General features: G+C 32.0%; 13 protein-coding genes. 7 read left to right on the forward strand and 6 right to left on the reverse strand.

The window, feature by feature from the left end:
• Window positions 1-43: 43 nt before the first annotated feature.
• From DZ60_RS0120635 to DZ60_RS0120650, 4 genes are all read right to left on the reverse strand, one after another.
• Window positions 44-649: an alpha-ketoglutarate-dependent dioxygenase AlkB family protein gene (locus tag DZ60_RS0120635; RefSeq protein ID WP_025743920.1), complete on the reverse strand. Its 606-nt coding sequence runs from the start codon at window positions 647-649 to the stop codon at window positions 44-46.
• Between the two features lie 45 nt (window positions 650-694).
• The gene (locus DZ60_RS0120640) at window positions 695-1,045 is read right to left on the reverse strand and encodes a DoxX family protein (protein ID WP_051477700.1); all 351 of its coding nucleotides are present in this window, start codon (window positions 1,043-1,045) and stop codon (window positions 695-697) included.
• Window positions 1,042-1,503, reverse strand: a complete 462-nt coding sequence (locus tag DZ60_RS0120645; protein WP_025743922.1) for a hypothetical protein — start codon at window positions 1,501-1,503, stop codon at window positions 1,042-1,044. The genes DZ60_RS0120640 and DZ60_RS0120645 overlap by 4 nt, the downstream gene beginning before the upstream one ends.
• Window positions 1,504-1,775: 272 nt before the next feature.
• On the reverse strand, window positions 1,776-2,630 hold the full coding sequence (locus DZ60_RS0120650) for a DUF6503 family protein (RefSeq protein WP_025743923.1): 855 nt from the start codon (window positions 2,628-2,630) through the stop codon (window positions 1,776-1,778).
• A gap of 267 nt (window positions 2,631-2,897) precedes the next feature.
• Between DZ60_RS0120650 and DZ60_RS0120655 the strand changes: the two genes are divergently transcribed.
• A complete protein-coding gene (locus tag DZ60_RS0120655) occupies window positions 2,898-4,238 on the forward strand; it encodes a Fic family protein (protein WP_025743924.1) in 1,341 nt (446 codons plus the stop codon).
• 78 nt (window positions 4,239-4,316) lie between these two features.
• Here the strand turns inward: DZ60_RS0120655 and htpG are convergent, their stop codons facing one another.
• On the reverse strand, window positions 4,317-6,206 hold the full coding sequence (gene htpG, locus DZ60_RS0120660; protein ID WP_025743925.1) for a molecular chaperone HtpG: 1,890 nt from the start codon (window positions 6,204-6,206) through the stop codon (window positions 4,317-4,319).
• Window positions 6,207-6,500: 294 nt separating this feature from the next.
• Here htpG and DZ60_RS0120665 point away from each other — a divergent pair, with 294 nt between their 5' ends.
• The 6 genes from DZ60_RS0120665 to DZ60_RS0120690 all read left to right on the forward strand — a co-directional run bounded on the left by DZ60_RS0120665 (window position 6,501) and on the right by DZ60_RS0120690 (window position 13,348).
• Window positions 6,501-7,163 carry a TetR family transcriptional regulator C-terminal domain-containing protein gene (locus DZ60_RS0120665; RefSeq protein WP_025743926.1) on the forward strand — a complete coding sequence of 221 codons (663 nt, stop codon included), beginning with the start codon at window positions 6,501-6,503 and terminating at the stop codon, window positions 7,161-7,163.
• Window positions 7,164-7,207: 44 nt separating this feature from the next.
• On the forward strand, window positions 7,208-8,515 hold the full coding sequence (locus tag DZ60_RS0120670) for an ABC1 kinase family protein (RefSeq protein WP_025743927.1): 1,308 nt from the start codon (window positions 7,208-7,210) through the stop codon (window positions 8,513-8,515).
• A 224-nt stretch (window positions 8,516-8,739) separates the two neighbouring features.
• Window positions 8,740-10,800: a tetratricopeptide repeat-containing sensor histidine kinase gene (locus tag DZ60_RS0120675; RefSeq protein WP_025743928.1), complete on the forward strand. Its 2,061-nt coding sequence runs from the start codon at window positions 8,740-8,742 to the stop codon at window positions 10,798-10,800.
• Window positions 10,787-11,419 (forward strand): response regulator, encoded by a 633-nt coding sequence (locus DZ60_RS0120680; protein ID WP_051477701.1) that lies wholly within the window; start codon window positions 10,787-10,789, stop codon window positions 11,417-11,419. Before DZ60_RS0120675 ends, DZ60_RS0120680 begins: the two co-directional genes overlap by 14 nt.
• A gap of 171 nt (window positions 11,420-11,590) precedes the next feature.
• Complete coding sequence (locus tag DZ60_RS0120685) at window positions 11,591-11,863, forward strand: T9SS type A sorting domain-containing protein (RefSeq protein ID WP_025743930.1); 273 nt, start codon at window positions 11,591-11,593, stop codon at window positions 11,861-11,863.
• A 477-nt stretch (window positions 11,864-12,340) separates the two neighbouring features.
• Window positions 12,341-13,348: a 3-oxoacyl-ACP synthase III family protein gene (locus DZ60_RS0120690; protein ID WP_025743931.1), complete on the forward strand. Its 1,008-nt coding sequence runs from the start codon at window positions 12,341-12,343 to the stop codon at window positions 13,346-13,348.
• A 413-nt stretch (window positions 13,349-13,761) separates the two neighbouring features.
• Here DZ60_RS0120690 and DZ60_RS0120695 read toward each other — a convergent pair whose 3' ends face one another.
• Window positions 13,762-16,131: a TonB-dependent receptor domain-containing protein gene (locus DZ60_RS0120695; protein WP_025743932.1), complete on the reverse strand. Its 2,370-nt coding sequence runs from the start codon at window positions 16,129-16,131 to the stop codon at window positions 13,762-13,764.
• Window positions 16,132-16,318 lie beyond the last annotated feature (187 nt).

The raw sequence follows: 16,318 nt of genomic DNA on the forward strand, positions 1-16,318 counted from the left end.
TTCTAAATATTGATATCTTTTTGGTCCATGTTTAAATTCAATCTTATGTTATGATTCTAAAGGTAATATTAATTCGAGGGCCAATTTTTTTTTGGGTTTTAGGAATCTGATGGAGCCAATATTCTTGTGTTTTTCCTTTCATTACCAATAAACTTCCTGGGTTTAGAGCGATTTTTAGCTTTTGATCCACATTTTCTTTGTGTTTAAAATGAAACCATCTCCTTTCTCCAAAACTTAAAGAGGCGATATAAGGTTCTTTACCTAATTCCTTTTCATTATCTGCATGCCAACCGTTACTATCCTGACCATTTCTATACAGATTAAGAAGACATGTAGTGAAGTTTACTGCACATACTTTTTCTATTTCCTTTTTTATCCAAATTAATTCTTTTGTAAATAACTCTGGTGTCATAGTAATATTAGAATAAGTATATGGCTTATTATTGTTTCCGTACAATGCTGTAAGACGTGGTTGAGGAAAAGTTTTTCCGTAAACAGTAATTTTGTCCTGCTGCCAGTTAATTGTTTTGAGAAGTGTTTCGAATAATTGATTAGATTTTGTTGCATCAAAGAAATTGGGATAGTATGCTACAGTTGCATCTGGCATATCTAAGTGAATTGGTGTCTTATTTGTGTTAAAAAGGTCCATGATGCTAAATTAATGAAGAGTAAGGTTACATACTTTTCTATAAAATTACAAATAAGAGCCTGCCCAATACAGTAATGCGAATTGAAGAAATAGTCGTAAAAGTAATATTGATTTTGGGAAATTAAGACTGGCTTTTTTGTTAGCAAGCATATGAATATGCACAGGGAAAAATAAAATGAGTAGTGTAATGATAGTCCAGATAGAAATCATCTTAGTCTTCTCGAATAAAACACCAATACTTGCTATGATTTCTATAATACCACTTATGTATACTATAAGTTTATGAAAAGGGATATACAAAGGCATTACCCTCATAAATACTTTAGGCTTAATTAGGTGTATGAGACCTGCGGCTCCAAAAATAAAAGAAAGAATTCCTAGGTGCCAAGTGATCAAACTCCGGTCGTTTTTTCTTTTCCAGCTTCGCTTATAGCAAATTCTTTACTACGTGTCATATTTTTTATAAAACGAACTTTTCTGAATCGCAATGCTGTCCAATTATCATCAATAGAAATTTGTCTAACCGGTTCTAGGTTATAATCACCAAGTACTCCCCAACCATAATCACGTGTAATTTCTGAAGTATATTTTTTAGAACTTTTTTTAGGAAAGGCAAACCATAAAATAGCATCTCCTACCAATTTTGGATAAGTGGTTTCAATACGATTTTCTATTTGTTTTCTTTCTGTAACAAAGATAAGTGCAAAGTCAACTTCGGACACTTGTATTAGGGATTCTTTTATTTTGACACCCTCAAGAGCATTTAATTCTTCACAAAACCCTTCAGGTTCGTTGAGGATTAAAATTTCATCCAATGTGGCAGGAAGCTGTAGTTTTTTGAAAAGTTGTGTCATGACTATTAATTTTAAAAGAGGATAGTATTTCTAAATATACGAAAAAAACCTGTTTTTTCTAGATTGAATTTTCAGAAATTCTATAAAAAAATGTCAATTTACTGCTGATATCGTATATGTTTTATCTTAGAGACAAAATAAAAAACGCTCTAAAAGAGAGCGTTTAATATATTTTAACAGTACTATTTGACAACATCGAAACATGAGATGTCATCAGTTGTTTTATCTAAATACTGGTATATTATAATTTTGATTCTGCACAAGCCAGAACCCTACAGATTAATTTCTTTTGATGAGGAAGGGGGATGAAAAACTGTGCCTTCATCTTGCAAAAAAGTAATATTACTAATGGTCGTTTTACCAAGCGTATCTGTGACTCCCTTTTCTGCGGTCCATCCATAAAAATCCCAAGTAGTGGCAAATGGAATTCCTTCTAGATCTACAAAGTCATTATATTGGATAATATGAGGGTCAGATTCGGCTTTTTCTGTATTTCCGGTACTACCGAAAGTAACAATATATGCAGCTGCCTTCAGGATATTTTCTTTTGGGTCTGTATATAGTATGTACCAATCATCAGGAGAGTCTCCTACATTTTTCTCAAAAGTAAGTTTAGCCGTTTGGTGTTGTATGGTATCCAAAACACGCATTTCTTGTAGTTCTAAAGACGTACCGGGATCATTTAATTTATAGGGTAATGCAAAAAAATAGCTCCATGTAAACATATCAAAACGAGCTCCTTTATCATTGGCTTCTGGGGGAGAAAGAAACACTTTTTCGCCGTTATAGATAAGAGAGCTTCCATCTTTTTTGTCAATTCTTATTTTAGTAGAATTTGTTAGCATTGTCATTTTTGCATCAAGACGTTCTTTGCCACCAAAAGAAATATTGATATCAAAACTGATTGCTTTATGGGCAAAGAAATCTGATTTTTTATGAGCTTTCTCAATGTTTTGGATATGAAGATTTGCAATCGACATTGCTCCATCACCAATACCATTATCTGGTTCGACAGGAGTTATCGTAATTTTGTCATCTTCCTGATCTTTGACTGATGCATTTTCTTGTTTTACTTTGTTACAACTAGAAAGTAATAGTATCGACAGAATAGTCACAATATTTTTCATTAGGTAAGTATGGGTTTGAGTTAGAAAATTAAAATTACTGAAACCGATATCAGTGTACTAATATTTATGAAAAATGTAACAGAAAATAAAATTATAAGATAGTTGTTAACTCTTATTATTTTTTAAATTATCTAAATAGTCTGGGTGCTTTTAAAAACCTTTCCTGATGAATATTAATAATGGTAATTTTATATAAAATGGGATAAAATTATATCTTTTTCTAATCTTGAAAAAAAAACTAAATTTACAAGATTAGAAAAAGATATAATGGAAATAGTCACAAAGTTGAGCAAAGAACTTTCTTTTTTGAAAGCGATAGATGTCTTAAAAAAGGAAGTAGATATGTACAAACCTTTACCCGGGGAATTGAGTAATAAAATCTTTCAAAAACTTAGATTGGATTGGAACTATAATTCTAATGCAATAGAGGGAAATTCTTTTACTTTTGGTGAGACTATTGCCTTGTTAATGGAAGGTGTCACGGCAAAAGGAAAGCCACTCAAAGATGCTTTGGATATAAAAGGTCATAATGAAGCGATTGATTTTATGATGGATATGGTCAAGAATGATAGAGGCTTAACTGAGACCGATATTAGAGGTTTACATAGTCTTGTTTTGGGGCAAGAATATTATAATGCTGCTATTACTTCTAATGGTCAAAAAACAAAGAAGTTAATAAAGAAAGGGGAATATAAAACTTCTCCTAATCACGTCCAGACGGCTACAGGTGCAATACATTATTATGCTACCCCAGAAGAAACCCCAGCTAAAATGAAAGAATTGGTTGAATGGTATAATAGCATAGTAGATAATGATAAGGTACATCCTATTGTTTTTGCCTCGATATTTCATCACAGATTTGTTGCAATTCATCCATTCGATGACGGAAATGGAAGAATGACCAGGATACTTACTAATTTTATACTTCTTAAGTTTGGATACCCTGTTTCTGTAATCAAACAAGAAACAAAAAGTGAATATTACGGATGCCTTTCCCAAGCAGATAATGGACAATTAATTCCTATAATTGAATATATTGCTAACTCAGTAAAAGATTCACTTCTAATTTATTCTAAAGCACTAAACGGCGAAGACATTTCTGAACCTGATGATTTGGATAAAGAAATTACTTTATTTAGGAAAGAGTTAGGGAGAAAAACCAAAATAACTGAAATTAAAGGTTCTGATTCTATTTTGAATATTTCTTTTGAAGTTTTTTCTTTTTTAAAGGAAAAATTAGATAGATTTTCAGATCTATTTTATTCTACATACGAAAAAATTAATGATAATTCAGGCACAATTAACGTTAGTGGTGATTTTTTAAAAAATAAGGATACGTATAAAAAAATGGTAAAGGATAGATATGTCAACGTAAATTTTATAACGTATAATTACGATTTTAGACATAATATTCATAAGGATGATAAAAGTATTATCTCCATCCAGTTAAGTATACATTTTAAAGAAAAGAATTTTATAATAGGTTTTGGATCTGACAAATTAGTGAAATATTACGATGAGAAGAATATAGATGATAATTATATTAATATGGTTAAGAATATTGTTAAACATGTAATGGAGCATATAAAAAGAATAAATAATAATTAAAAACCGCTTTGACTAATGCGAATTGGCCAAAGCGGTTTGAAAATTAAGTTTCAACAAATAAAAATGTTGATTAACTATTTACTTTATCATCTCATAACTACGTTTGATAAAGTCTGTTAATTCTTCACCTTTAAGTAAGTTTTGAGAAAGTCTAGCCAAATCTAAGGATTGTTTGATTAAGCGTTCTTTTTTCTTATCTGTCTTTGTGTCTTTAATTTGTCCAATCAGTTCATGATTCGTATTAACGATTAGATTGTACATCTCTGGCATAGCACCCATACCAAACATACCACCACCGCCACCAGTCTGTTGCATTTCTTTCATTCGACGCATAAATTCTGGTTGTGTAATTATAAATGGAGATGCATTACTATCCATTGCTTCTAACTGTACAGTGTATTTTTCTTTTGGAACTACTTTTTCGAGATCAGTTTTCAAAGCTTCTTTTTCTTCATCTGATAATTTAGAAATAGTTTCTTCATCTTTTTTGATCAAATTATCAATATGATCACCATCAACACGAGCAAAAGAAATATTCTCTTTACTTGCCTCTAGCTTTTGTATTAAGTGAGATACAATAGGAGAATCTAGCAGTAACACTTCATATCCTTTATCTTTTGCGGCTGTGATATACGAATGTTGATCGTCTTTATTAGAAGCATATAAGATAACTAACTTACCATCTTTGTCAGTCTGAGTATCTTTAATTTTTTCTTGTAATTCTTCAAAAGTAAAGAAGGTATCATCAACTGTTGGGTATACGGCGAATTTCTCTGCTTTTTCAAAGAATTTGTCTTCTGATAACATACCATACTCAATGACCACTTTGATGTCATTCCATTTTTGCTCAAAGTCAGCTCTGTCATTCTTGAATAAAGAGCTTAATTTGTCTGCAACTTTACGAGTAATGTAACTAGATATTTTCTTAACGTTACCATCTGCCTGCAGGTATGAACGCGATACGTTAAGAGGAATGTCTGGAGAATCAATAACTCCGCGAAGCATAGTTAAAAACTCTGGGACAATTCCCTCTACATTATCTGTAACAAATACTTGGTTTTGATAGAGCTGTATTCTGTCTTTTTGCATACTCATATCCTGACCTAATTTTGGGAAATATAAAATTCCTGTAAGGTTAAAAGGATAATCTACATTAAGATGGATATTAAATAAAGGCTCTTCGAATTGCATTGGATATAATTCTCGGTAGAAACCTTTATAATCTTCGTCTTTTAGATCAGTAGGCTGTTTTGTCCATGCAGGATTCGGATTGTTAATAATGTTATCAACTTCTTGTGTAGGAGCCGGGTCTTCTTCTTTGGCATCTTCTGGTTTGGGTAATGTTTCTGTTTTTGTACCAAATTTGATAGCCACTGGCATGAATTTGTTATACTTTACCAGTAACTCATTGATTCTACTATCTTCAAGGAATTCGGTGTCCTCTTCGCTGATATGTAAAATGATTTCTGTACCACGCTCAGTTTTATCGTGAGCCTCTAAGCTATATGTTGGCGATCCATCACAGATCCAATGAGCTGCTGGTTCATCTTTATATGATTTTGTAATGATTTCTACTTTCTCTGCTACCATAAAAGCCGAGTAAAACCCAAGACCAAAATGACCAATGATTCCAGAATCCTTAGCACTGTCTTTGTATTTTTCTAGAAATTCTTCTGCACCAGAAAAAGCTACTTGATTGATATATTTCTCAACCTCTTCGGCTGTCATACCAATTCCTTGGTCAATAATGTGAAGTTGTTTTTTTTCTTTATCTATTTTTATTTCTATGCGAGGGTCCCCATATTCTACATTAACCTCACCTATACTTGTTAAGTGTTTTAGCTTAAGGGTAGCGTCTGTTGCATTTGAAATTAGCTCGCGTAAAAAGATTTCATGATCAGAGTATAAGAACTTCTTAATCAAAGGAAAAATGTTTTCTACAGATACATTAATACTTCCTGTTGCCATTTTTTATATTGTTTTTAGTTTAATTACCTTGTTTTAGTGCTCTACACTCAAAAAAAATACCAATACCGAGTATCTGCCAAACTGACATCAACTTTTATTTTATTACCTGATTTTTGTCAGTAATATTCTTTTTTTTCGACCTATTGCATAAGAAGAAATATATCCTGTCTTAACAGGAGCTTATGATGATATTGTTTTCATTTTTTATGAAACAACTTTAACATATTTTTTGTTTAACTTTTTATGTTAAAAGTTAAACAATAAGTACTTTTACATAAATTGAAAATAGATAAAATGGCGTCTCCAAAGAATAAACAAAAGGTTGATAGTAAATATATTATGTCTGAGTATATGACGTATGTTTTGGATCATGAAGTTTATCCGAAATCAGTATATATGTTTTGTAAGGCATCAAACATAAAAGAGGAAGAATTTTATAATTTTTTTGGAAGTCTAGAAAGTCTTAATAAAGCTATCTGGACCACTTTTTTTACTACTACTTTAGAATTGATGCAAAAGTCTAAGGAATATGAAATGTTCTCGAGCAGAGATAAAATGTTGACCTTGTTTTATACATTTTTCGAATTGTTATCTAGCAATCGTAGTTATGTTTTATTCTCGCTAAAGTATCATCATATGCCTTTAGAGAAGCTCAATCAATTAAAAGTTTTGAGACCTCTGATCAAAGAATTTGCAAGCGAGTTAATTGATAAGGATAATGAAGAGAAATTGTTTAGTGTCACAAAGAACCCTGTCTCAATATTTTCTGAAGGTGCTTATTTACAACTGTTATTTCTCTTAAAATTTTGGGTTGATGATGATTCAGTAGGTTTTGAAAAGACAGACATAGCCATAGAAAAGTCGGTGAATGCGATATTTGATTTGTTTAACACAAATTTGTTATCAAGTGTTTTAGATTTTGGAAAGTTTTTATGGAAAGAGAAAGCCATGTCTTAGTTATATGGTAAAAAAAAAGGAATGGATAAATTGAAGTGGATTAAATGAAAACAATAGATAATATACCAACTAGTAAATTGGGTCGTACGGCAGAATTGTTAAAAACAGGTGTGAAAGTTGGAGGCAATTACATAAAATATTACAGTAAAAAAGCGGTTAATTCAGATTTGTCTAAGGATCAGTTAAATGAAGACAATGCCGCCGATATCTACGATGGTCTCAAAAATTTGAAAGGGAGTGCACTTAAAGTAGCACAAATGCTATCGATGGAGAAAAATATATTACCTAGTGCCTATGTTGAGAAATTCTCATTATCTCAATTTAGTGTTCCGCCTCTGTCACCACCACTAGTCAGAAAAACATTTAAAAAATATTTGGGAAAATATCCAGAAGAATTATTTGACTCGTTTGCAACTCAATCCGTAAATGCCGCAAGTATCGGTCAGGTGCACAAGGCTGTAAAGGATGGGAAAAATCTTGCTGTGAAAATTCAATACCCTGGAGTTGCAAACAGTATCAGTTCTGATTTGGCGATGGTAAAACCCATCGCCGTCAGAATGTTTAATTTAAAAGGTAAAGATTCAGAAAAGTATTTTAGCGAATTAGAAGGCAAACTTCTAGAAGAAACAGATTATATTTTAGAAGTTAAACAAAGTAAGGAGATGACCAAATCCTGTGCTCGAATCCCCAATTTGCGTTTTCCAAAATATTACGAAAAACTTTCAAGTGAGCGCATCATTACAATGGATTGGATGGATGGATTACACTTAAGTGAATACACCAAAGAGAATGTAGATCAAGAAAATTCAAACAAAATAGGACAAGCCTTATGGGATTTTTATATGTACCAAATGCATGTTCTTAAGTCCGTTCATGCAGATCCACATCCAGGCAATTTTTTGGTAGATCAAGATACGAATCTAATTGCCATAGATTTTGGATGTATTAAACATATTCCTTTAGAGTTTTATACTCCTTATTTTGAGTTAGCAGAGAAAAAAAACTTAGATGATCAATCTTTTTTTGCCCAAAAGATGTTTCAATTGGAGATACTCCGAAAAGATGATTCACCCGAAGAACAAAAATTCTTTTCGGAGTTGTTCCATGAGATGCTAAGTCTTTTTACAAAACCATTGAATGCAAAGGTTTTTGATTTTGCGGACAAAGAATTTTGGGATAGTATTACTGCATTGAGTGAAAAATACTCAAAAGATACGGAACTAAGAAAAATGAATGGTAATAGAGGAAGTAAGCATTTCTTGTATATCAATCGTACATTTTTTGGTTTGTATAATTTGTTACACGATCTAAAAGCTAAGGTTGTTGTAAGAAATTTTGAAAAGTACCTATGACCGGTCATTTGACTGGTCTTGGTTTGTTTATTTATTGGTTAGGTTGTTAGAAAGATGCGCTGTGGTTGGCGCATCTTTCGCAATTATAATACCCTTGTACACCGTTACTTTTGTGCCTAGTTATTTCTGAATAGGGGACAAGAAAAACGGAAATACTTTTTAACTTCAATTTTGTAATGTTAAAATGCATTTATATGTATCTTCACGGCAGAATTTTTTAGGTAATGCCAAGAAGAAATAGATATATAACAACTGTCCTTTTTGCACTTCATTTTTGTGTTTTTTCCCAGCAAAAACAAAAGGCACTTGAATTAATTGAAAACATAGAGAGTAAGGCTGACACTGACGAAAAGCTTTACCTTTTGGATTCTTTGTCCAGAGAATTAAGTTCGTTGCAGGGTAATCATTTTGAGTTTTATAAAAAATATTATCCTAAATATACATTTCAGTATATTGATTTAGCTAAGAAATTAGATAGTTTTGATTTGGCGGCTTTTAGAACCTCAAAGTTAACATATCACTATTTAAATTTAATCGGCAAACCTGATTCTGCATTGACCATTATAAATTCGGTAATTAGGGATAGTAATAAAATTAAAAAAAGAATAAATCTAGGGCACCTTTATCTAAAAAGAGCAGGAGCAAATTATCAAATAGATAATTTAGAAAAAGCACTAGTAGATTATGAAAAAGCGCAAAAGATATATAACAAGACAGGAGATACAATATATGAAGCAGATGCTGTTTATTTTAATGGGCAAGCTACCGAACGATTAGGAAGGTTTGCCGATGCCCTTTTAAAATATCAGAAATCGAATAGGTTATATACCAAGATGAAAGATACTGCGTATATAGCATATACGGGATTGGCTATTTCAGGAATCTTTAGTCAGCTATATCTTCTCGATAAATCATTTGATGAAAGACAGAGAATACGCACTCTGTTGAGAAAACAAAAAAATATGGATTATATAGCATTATCTGAGCTATATATTAATGATGCACGTGATTATGTAAAGAGACAGGAATACGAAAAAGAAGAAGAAGCTTATCTGAGTGCACTTTCGTTATTAAGAAGAGAAGAAAATACCACAGCAAGTACATTTAGAGCCAGGGCGTATGTCTCTGATTTTTATTCTAAACATGATAGAGTGAAGCTTGCCAGGAAACATCTGGATACTTTAGAATTAGAAACAAATTTGATTAATAGCCCATATGATAGGATTTTTTATCTAAAAGCGTTGTCGAGTTATAAAATGGCGCAGAAAGATTATGATGGTGCGATTCCTCTTCTTAATGAAGAGCTTGCAATTTTTGCAAAATCTAATGATTTGAGAGGTCAAGTACATATCGAGAATAGATTGTATGAAGCGCATAAAGAAATCAAAAGAACAGATCAGGCTATGGCTCATTTGCAAAGGCATATTTTGTTGAAAGACTCTCTTTATAATATGGTTCGTTCTAATAGTGTAATATACTATCAAACTTTATATGAAGCAGAGAAAAGAGATAATAAAATAGCTCTTCAGGAAGCTAATATCAATATACTTGAGGCCCAAGGGAGAACAAAAAAAAATCTTTTGATATTTGGAAGTATAGGATTAAGTCTGCTATTTATTTCATTATACCTATATCGCAACAGAACGCTTTTGATTCGTAATAAAAAACTACAACACTCTTTTTTACAGGAACTTTTACAAACACAGGAGAAAGTAAGTAAAAGAATTTCTAAAGATTTACACGATAGTGTCGGACAAAGTCTTTTACTTGTTAAAAATAATGTTATACGCAATAATGATACAAAAACAGCCAAGGTTGTTGATGGCGTCATTGATGAGGTTAGGCAAATATCCCGAAGTTTACATCCTTTTACTTTAGAAGAGTTAGGACTTACTATTACCTTGCAAAGTAGTATAGAAATGATAGATGAGAACTATGATATCTTTGTTTCTGCCGAAATAGATAATATTGATAGTGTCTTTGACCCTGAGAAAGAGATAAATATTTATAGATTGGTTCAAGAAAGTTTTAATAATATTCTCAAACATTCGAATGCTAGATCTGCAGAAATCAAGGTAATCAATAAAGAGAACGATGTTGAGATTATTATAGCAGACAATGGTGTAGGTTTTGATATTGCTCAAGAAAAAACAGCAATGTCAAAAATAGGGTTGAAAACCCTCAATGAACGCTCCAAATTTTTGAGGGCCACTTTTAATATACTATCCGAGATTAATGAAGGTACTACTTTAATATTTAATATTCCGAAACGTGTTGAGGCCTAAAATACTAATTGCTGATGATCACCCTTTGTTATTAAGAGGGTTAGAAGAATTTTTAAAAGAAAATAATCATGTCATTATTGGCACGTATTCTGATGGGCTTTCTGCTTATAATGCCATCATTAAAGAGAAGCCTGATATTGCAATTTTAGATATCGAAATGCCGAACCTCACAGGATTAGAAATCGCAAAAAAGTGCAAAAGACATTCGGTAAAAACTAAAGTAATTTTAATCACATTACACAGAGAAAAGAAATTCTTTGAACAAGCAGTATCGTATAATATTCATGGTTATCTATTAAAGGAATTTGCTTTGAGCGAAATTGAAGCTTGCTTAGAAAGTGTGAGTAAGGGACATGCATATTTTAGCGATAAGATATTTAAGAGGTTTACAAATGTTGTAGAAGAAGATAACAGCATTGAAAAACTTACTCCCTCAGAGGTTAAAATACTAAGACGAATTGCCGAAGAAATGACGAGTAGTGAGATTGCAGAATATTTAAGTATTTCTGTAAGAACAGTAGAAAAACATCGAGCTAATATTATTCGTAAATTAGGCCTAGAACAAAAGCCAAACACATTACTAATCTGGTCTCAAAAGAATAAGTTGGCTTTAGGATAATAGTAGTAAAATAAGACCATAAATTATTTCTTTTTTATCTCTTAAAATTTAAATATAGCTAAGATTACGTAACCCTACGTATGTTTTAGCATTCGGTTTGTCTATATCTTTGCATCACTATTATTTGGGACTATGGTCTTTTTATATTGAATTAACAAAGTAGTATATGTGATGCGAGGTTTATTAACTGAAACATATGATTCTGGGGGGAATTCGTTTTCAGTATATCCCAACCCATTGAGGGGAGAGGTATATATTGATCAAACAAAGCATACTACTACGGCTAGTTATGAAATATTTGATTTAGAAGGACATTTGATCCAACAGAATAGAAGATTGTCGATTAGAAATACAGTGTCGTTAACTTCCTTACCATCTGGTATGTATACTATTAGAGTACAAGACGGGAATAACATACTGATTAAGAATTTTCTAAAACTTTAAGGTTTTGGTTTTAGGAAGATTGGTGAAAACAAAAGGCTGTCAACGTATATCGTTGGCAGTTTTTTTTTACATTTTTTTAGTTACCTGTTGGGTGTGTTGTAATAGCCTCATTTTTAGAGATTAATAGATGGTGTAGGTGTCAAAATAATTATTGAGCTGTTTATGAAAGCTTTAGAGGCTTTTCTAAGATTCTAAATAGTATCTTCATATTTATTTCGACCAGCCTGGTACTAAGGATATAGGTTGATATTGGTCTTAAGTTATTAAGTGTTATCATTTTTTGTACATACAGCATTCCTCTGAGTTTTGTATGGTAGCGAATTATCCATTGTGATTCTAATTCAAAAAAGGATTAGTATAGATTTTTTTACTATGCGCGCATATAATATAAGTGTAGTTTCTTTTATCAAAATGTTAAGAATACATATCTTGTTTGTTTTTTAACAATGCATAAAATAATACACAATAACTAGCTATATGTATACTTCAAGAATATCAGGACTAGGATGTTATGTTCCTGAAAATGTCGTGACAAACGATGATCTTTCAAAAATAATGGATACTAATGATGCTTGGATTCAGGAGCGAACGGGTATAAAAGAAAGACGACATATTAAAAAAGGGGATGGTAATAGTACTTCTGTGATGGGAGTAAAAGCCGCAAAAATTGCATTAGAGCGATCAGGATTATCTAAAGATGATATTGACTTCATTATTTTTGCAACCTTAAGTCCAGATATGTATTTTCCCGGAGGAGGAGTTATCGTTCAGGATATGATGGACATGAATACGATTCCGGCTCTTGATGTTCGTAATCAATGCAGTGGTTTTGTGTATGCGATATCTGTAGCAGATCAGTTTATTAAAACCGGAATGTATAAAAATGTTTTGGTCATTGGTAGCGAAAACCATAGTGGAGGATTAGACATGACTACACGAGGACGCGGAATTTCGGTTATTTTTGGAGATGGCGCAGGAGCAGCTATCCTTACTAGAAGTGAAGAGGAAGGTAAAGGTATCTTATCTACGCACTTACATAGTGAAGGGGGACATGCAAAAGAGTTATCACTCGAAGGACCTAATACAGGACATTGGGTGCCTGAGATTATTGCAGAGAATGTTCAGGAGAATATACCCTATTACCCATATATGAATGGACAATTTGTCTTTAAAAATGCCGTGGTTCGATTCTCTGAAGTAATTAACGAAGGTTTAGTAGCCAATAAATTAACAACAGAAGATATCGATATGTTGATCCCACATCAGGCAAATTTGAGAATATCCCAGTTTGTACAAAAGAAATTCAAGCTTTCTGATGATCAAGTGTATAACAATATTCAGAAATACGGTAACACTACGGCGGCCTCGATCCCAATTGCACTTACCGAAGCATGGGAAAATGGTAAAATTAAAGATGGTGATTTAGTAGTCCTAGCAGCTTTTGGTAGTGGATTTACGTGGGGTAGTGCCATTATAAGATGGTAATTTGCTATTATTTTATCACTAAATAATCTGAAACTTCTCAAAACCAACTATGACTTTAATTGAATTAAAAGAAAAATAAAAGATTTTTATTTAATGCGTATAGTTAGGTCCAAAATTGTGAAAATGAGAAGCACTTTTTTAATAAAGTAAAAAAATAAAACGCGAAGCTCGTAACTTCGCGTTTTTTATATAAATACTTCTTCTCTCGGTTATTAATTTTTTTAAAGGCTAATTCAAATAAACCATAACCATGATTTACTATATAAACGAAGAAAATTGTAATGTGTTACAGAATTAACTGATTTTTTACAATTATTTAATTTTAATAGTTTAATTGATGAATTTTGATTGAATTTAACTAAAATTCGTAATAATATGAAGAATATTAACTTTTTTTTTGACAAAAACTAAGATTATAATAATCCTCCGCCTGACTTCTCGTTAGCGTCTCTTCTTTTTCTCGAAGCCTTTCTGTTTTTACCGCTTCCGAATCTATAGGATAGCCCAAGGAAAACAGTCTGTGTCTCTCCTTGAAATTGGCCATTTTGAGGGTAAGGATCTTCTACAGAAAATCTGAATTTTTGGGTATCAAAAATATCATTAAAGTTAATACTTGCTGTTCCTTTACCTTTCATAAAACTATATCGTGCACCAGTGTTTATAAAATAAATAGGTTTGGTTTTAAAAAGTATACCTTCCTGCTCTCCTCTGTAAAACCCAAAAATCTGAAAAGTCAAATTCTTCGTGGCCTTTAGACTGTTATTCACTCTAAAGTTGTAAATAAGTGCATCTACTTCTTTATTAACATTTTCGATTACTCCTTTTTGTGTTTGTGCGTACAGATCAAAACTGGCATTTAATCTCCACCATGAGCTCACTTTATAAGAACTTGTGACCTCAATCCCGTATGCAGAGTTGTTTTCGAAATTATCAAAAGTCAATATCTGACCTTCTTCTATATCAGGATTTTCTAATAGTACTTGATTGATTTCATCATTTATGAGTCTATAGAATACACCACCTGTTATAGAGCCTTTTTTGAGTTTTCTTGTGTAATTAGCTTCAATAGAATTAGTGAATTGTGGGTCAAGCGAAGGATTTCCCAAAGAAATAATTCTAGGAGTGCTCCATTCTCTAATTGGATTTATTTGATTTAACCCCGGTCGATCTATTCTTCTACTAAAACTTATTTGGTAACTATTTTTTTCTTCAGGAGCATATTTTACAAATCCAGATGGGTACACTGTAAAAATATCATCTTCGAATATTTTTTCACCATTAAAAATGGCTTCTACCTGATAACTTTCTATACGCGCTCCCAATTGATAGGACCACTTTTTGAAATTTTGACTATATGTTGTATAAAATGAATGAATATCTCTATTGTAACTATATTTAGAATCATCAAACAGTGTGGATTGATAGTCATTATCAGTTCTTCTTAATCGGGTTTCATACCCAACTTCTAATTTTGTCTTTTCGGATAATGGGTTTACATAATCAAGATTGATTGTAGTATTTTCTCTATCATTATCAATAAGATCTCTATAGTTGGTAACTCCACTGGTATTTCCGAAAAATCTAAAATCATCATCATTATCTCCTGTATAACTATTGTAGTCAATCTCTAACTCAATATTGTGACCTTCTTTCTTAAAATCATGTTTATAATCTAAATTGTAAGTGGAGTTTATGTTATTACCATCCGCCAATAGATTTTGAGTTAGATTGTCTTCTCCATTATCAAAAAACACGATGGCTGTGCTTCCCGAAGTCAACCCATCATATAGGTTTTGGTTGGTATAAAATGAAATTATGTTTTTATCATTAATATAATAGTCCATACCTATTTTGAACAAATGGGACTTATCATTGTCTAAGAAACTAAAATCGGTTCTGTAATTCTCATCTGCTCGATACGCAAAACCTCGATTTAGTCTTTTGTTGATATTGGTACCATAATTGCCGTAAACATTTATTTTTCCGGTTCTATAGTTGAGGTCAATTGAGCTATTAAATCGAGCATTTTTTTCAAAGTTCAATCCTAGATTCATGGTTCCGTTAAAACCAATATTACTATTCTTATGGAGCACAATATTAATAATTCCGCTCATTCCTTCAGGATTATACTTGGCAGATGGATTTGTAATTAGTTCTATTTTCTTGATTGATGTCGATGGGATTTGTTTTAATAATTGGGTAGCGCTAATATTGGTAGGTTTACCATCTATCAAAATACGAACATTTTCGTTACCTCTAAGAGCAATATTTCCGTCCTGATCTACATTGACAGAAGGAATGTTGTTCATAATTTCGGCAGCGGTACCTCCTGTGGTGGTAAGATCTTTTCCTACGTTGATCACTTTGCGATCTATTTTTTGTTCGATCGTGGTTTGTTCTGCTACTATGGTTACATCTTCTAAAGATTCAGCTTCTTCTTCTAAACTAATAGTACCTATGTTTAGATTTTTATTTTTCTTCGAAATTTGAATAGCTTGAGAATAGTTCGAAAATCCTATAAATTGAATGGATAGGGTGTAGTTTCCTGCAGGAATATCAGTGATTAAAAACTCGCCGGTATCGGTGGTGATACCACCGGTTATAGCGGTATTTGTACCATCCTGAATGGCAATGGTTGCATACGGTATGGGTTGTTGTAAGTTTTTATCTATTACTTTACCTCTCACGGTTCCCGAAATCACCGTAGGACTTGGTTGGGCAATGCTGAGTGAAGATAATAATGAGAATAATAACACAAATGTGTTTTGAAGAATAGTTTTCATTTTTGAACGTTTTTTGATTGTTGTTATGCATTGTACTTTGTATAACATAATACATATGCGTGTTTTTTTAAAAAATTAAGCGTATTGATTAAGTACGCATATGTGTAAGACGTTCATATCCTAAGTATGTTACACTAATTTTATATTTTAACAGAATATTTTTGTGACGTCCTGAATAATCGTTACA

The organism is Aquimarina pacifica (genome assembly GCF_000520955.1).
Lineage (GTDB): Bacteria > Bacteroidota > Bacteroidia > Flavobacteriales > Flavobacteriaceae > Aquimarina > Aquimarina pacifica.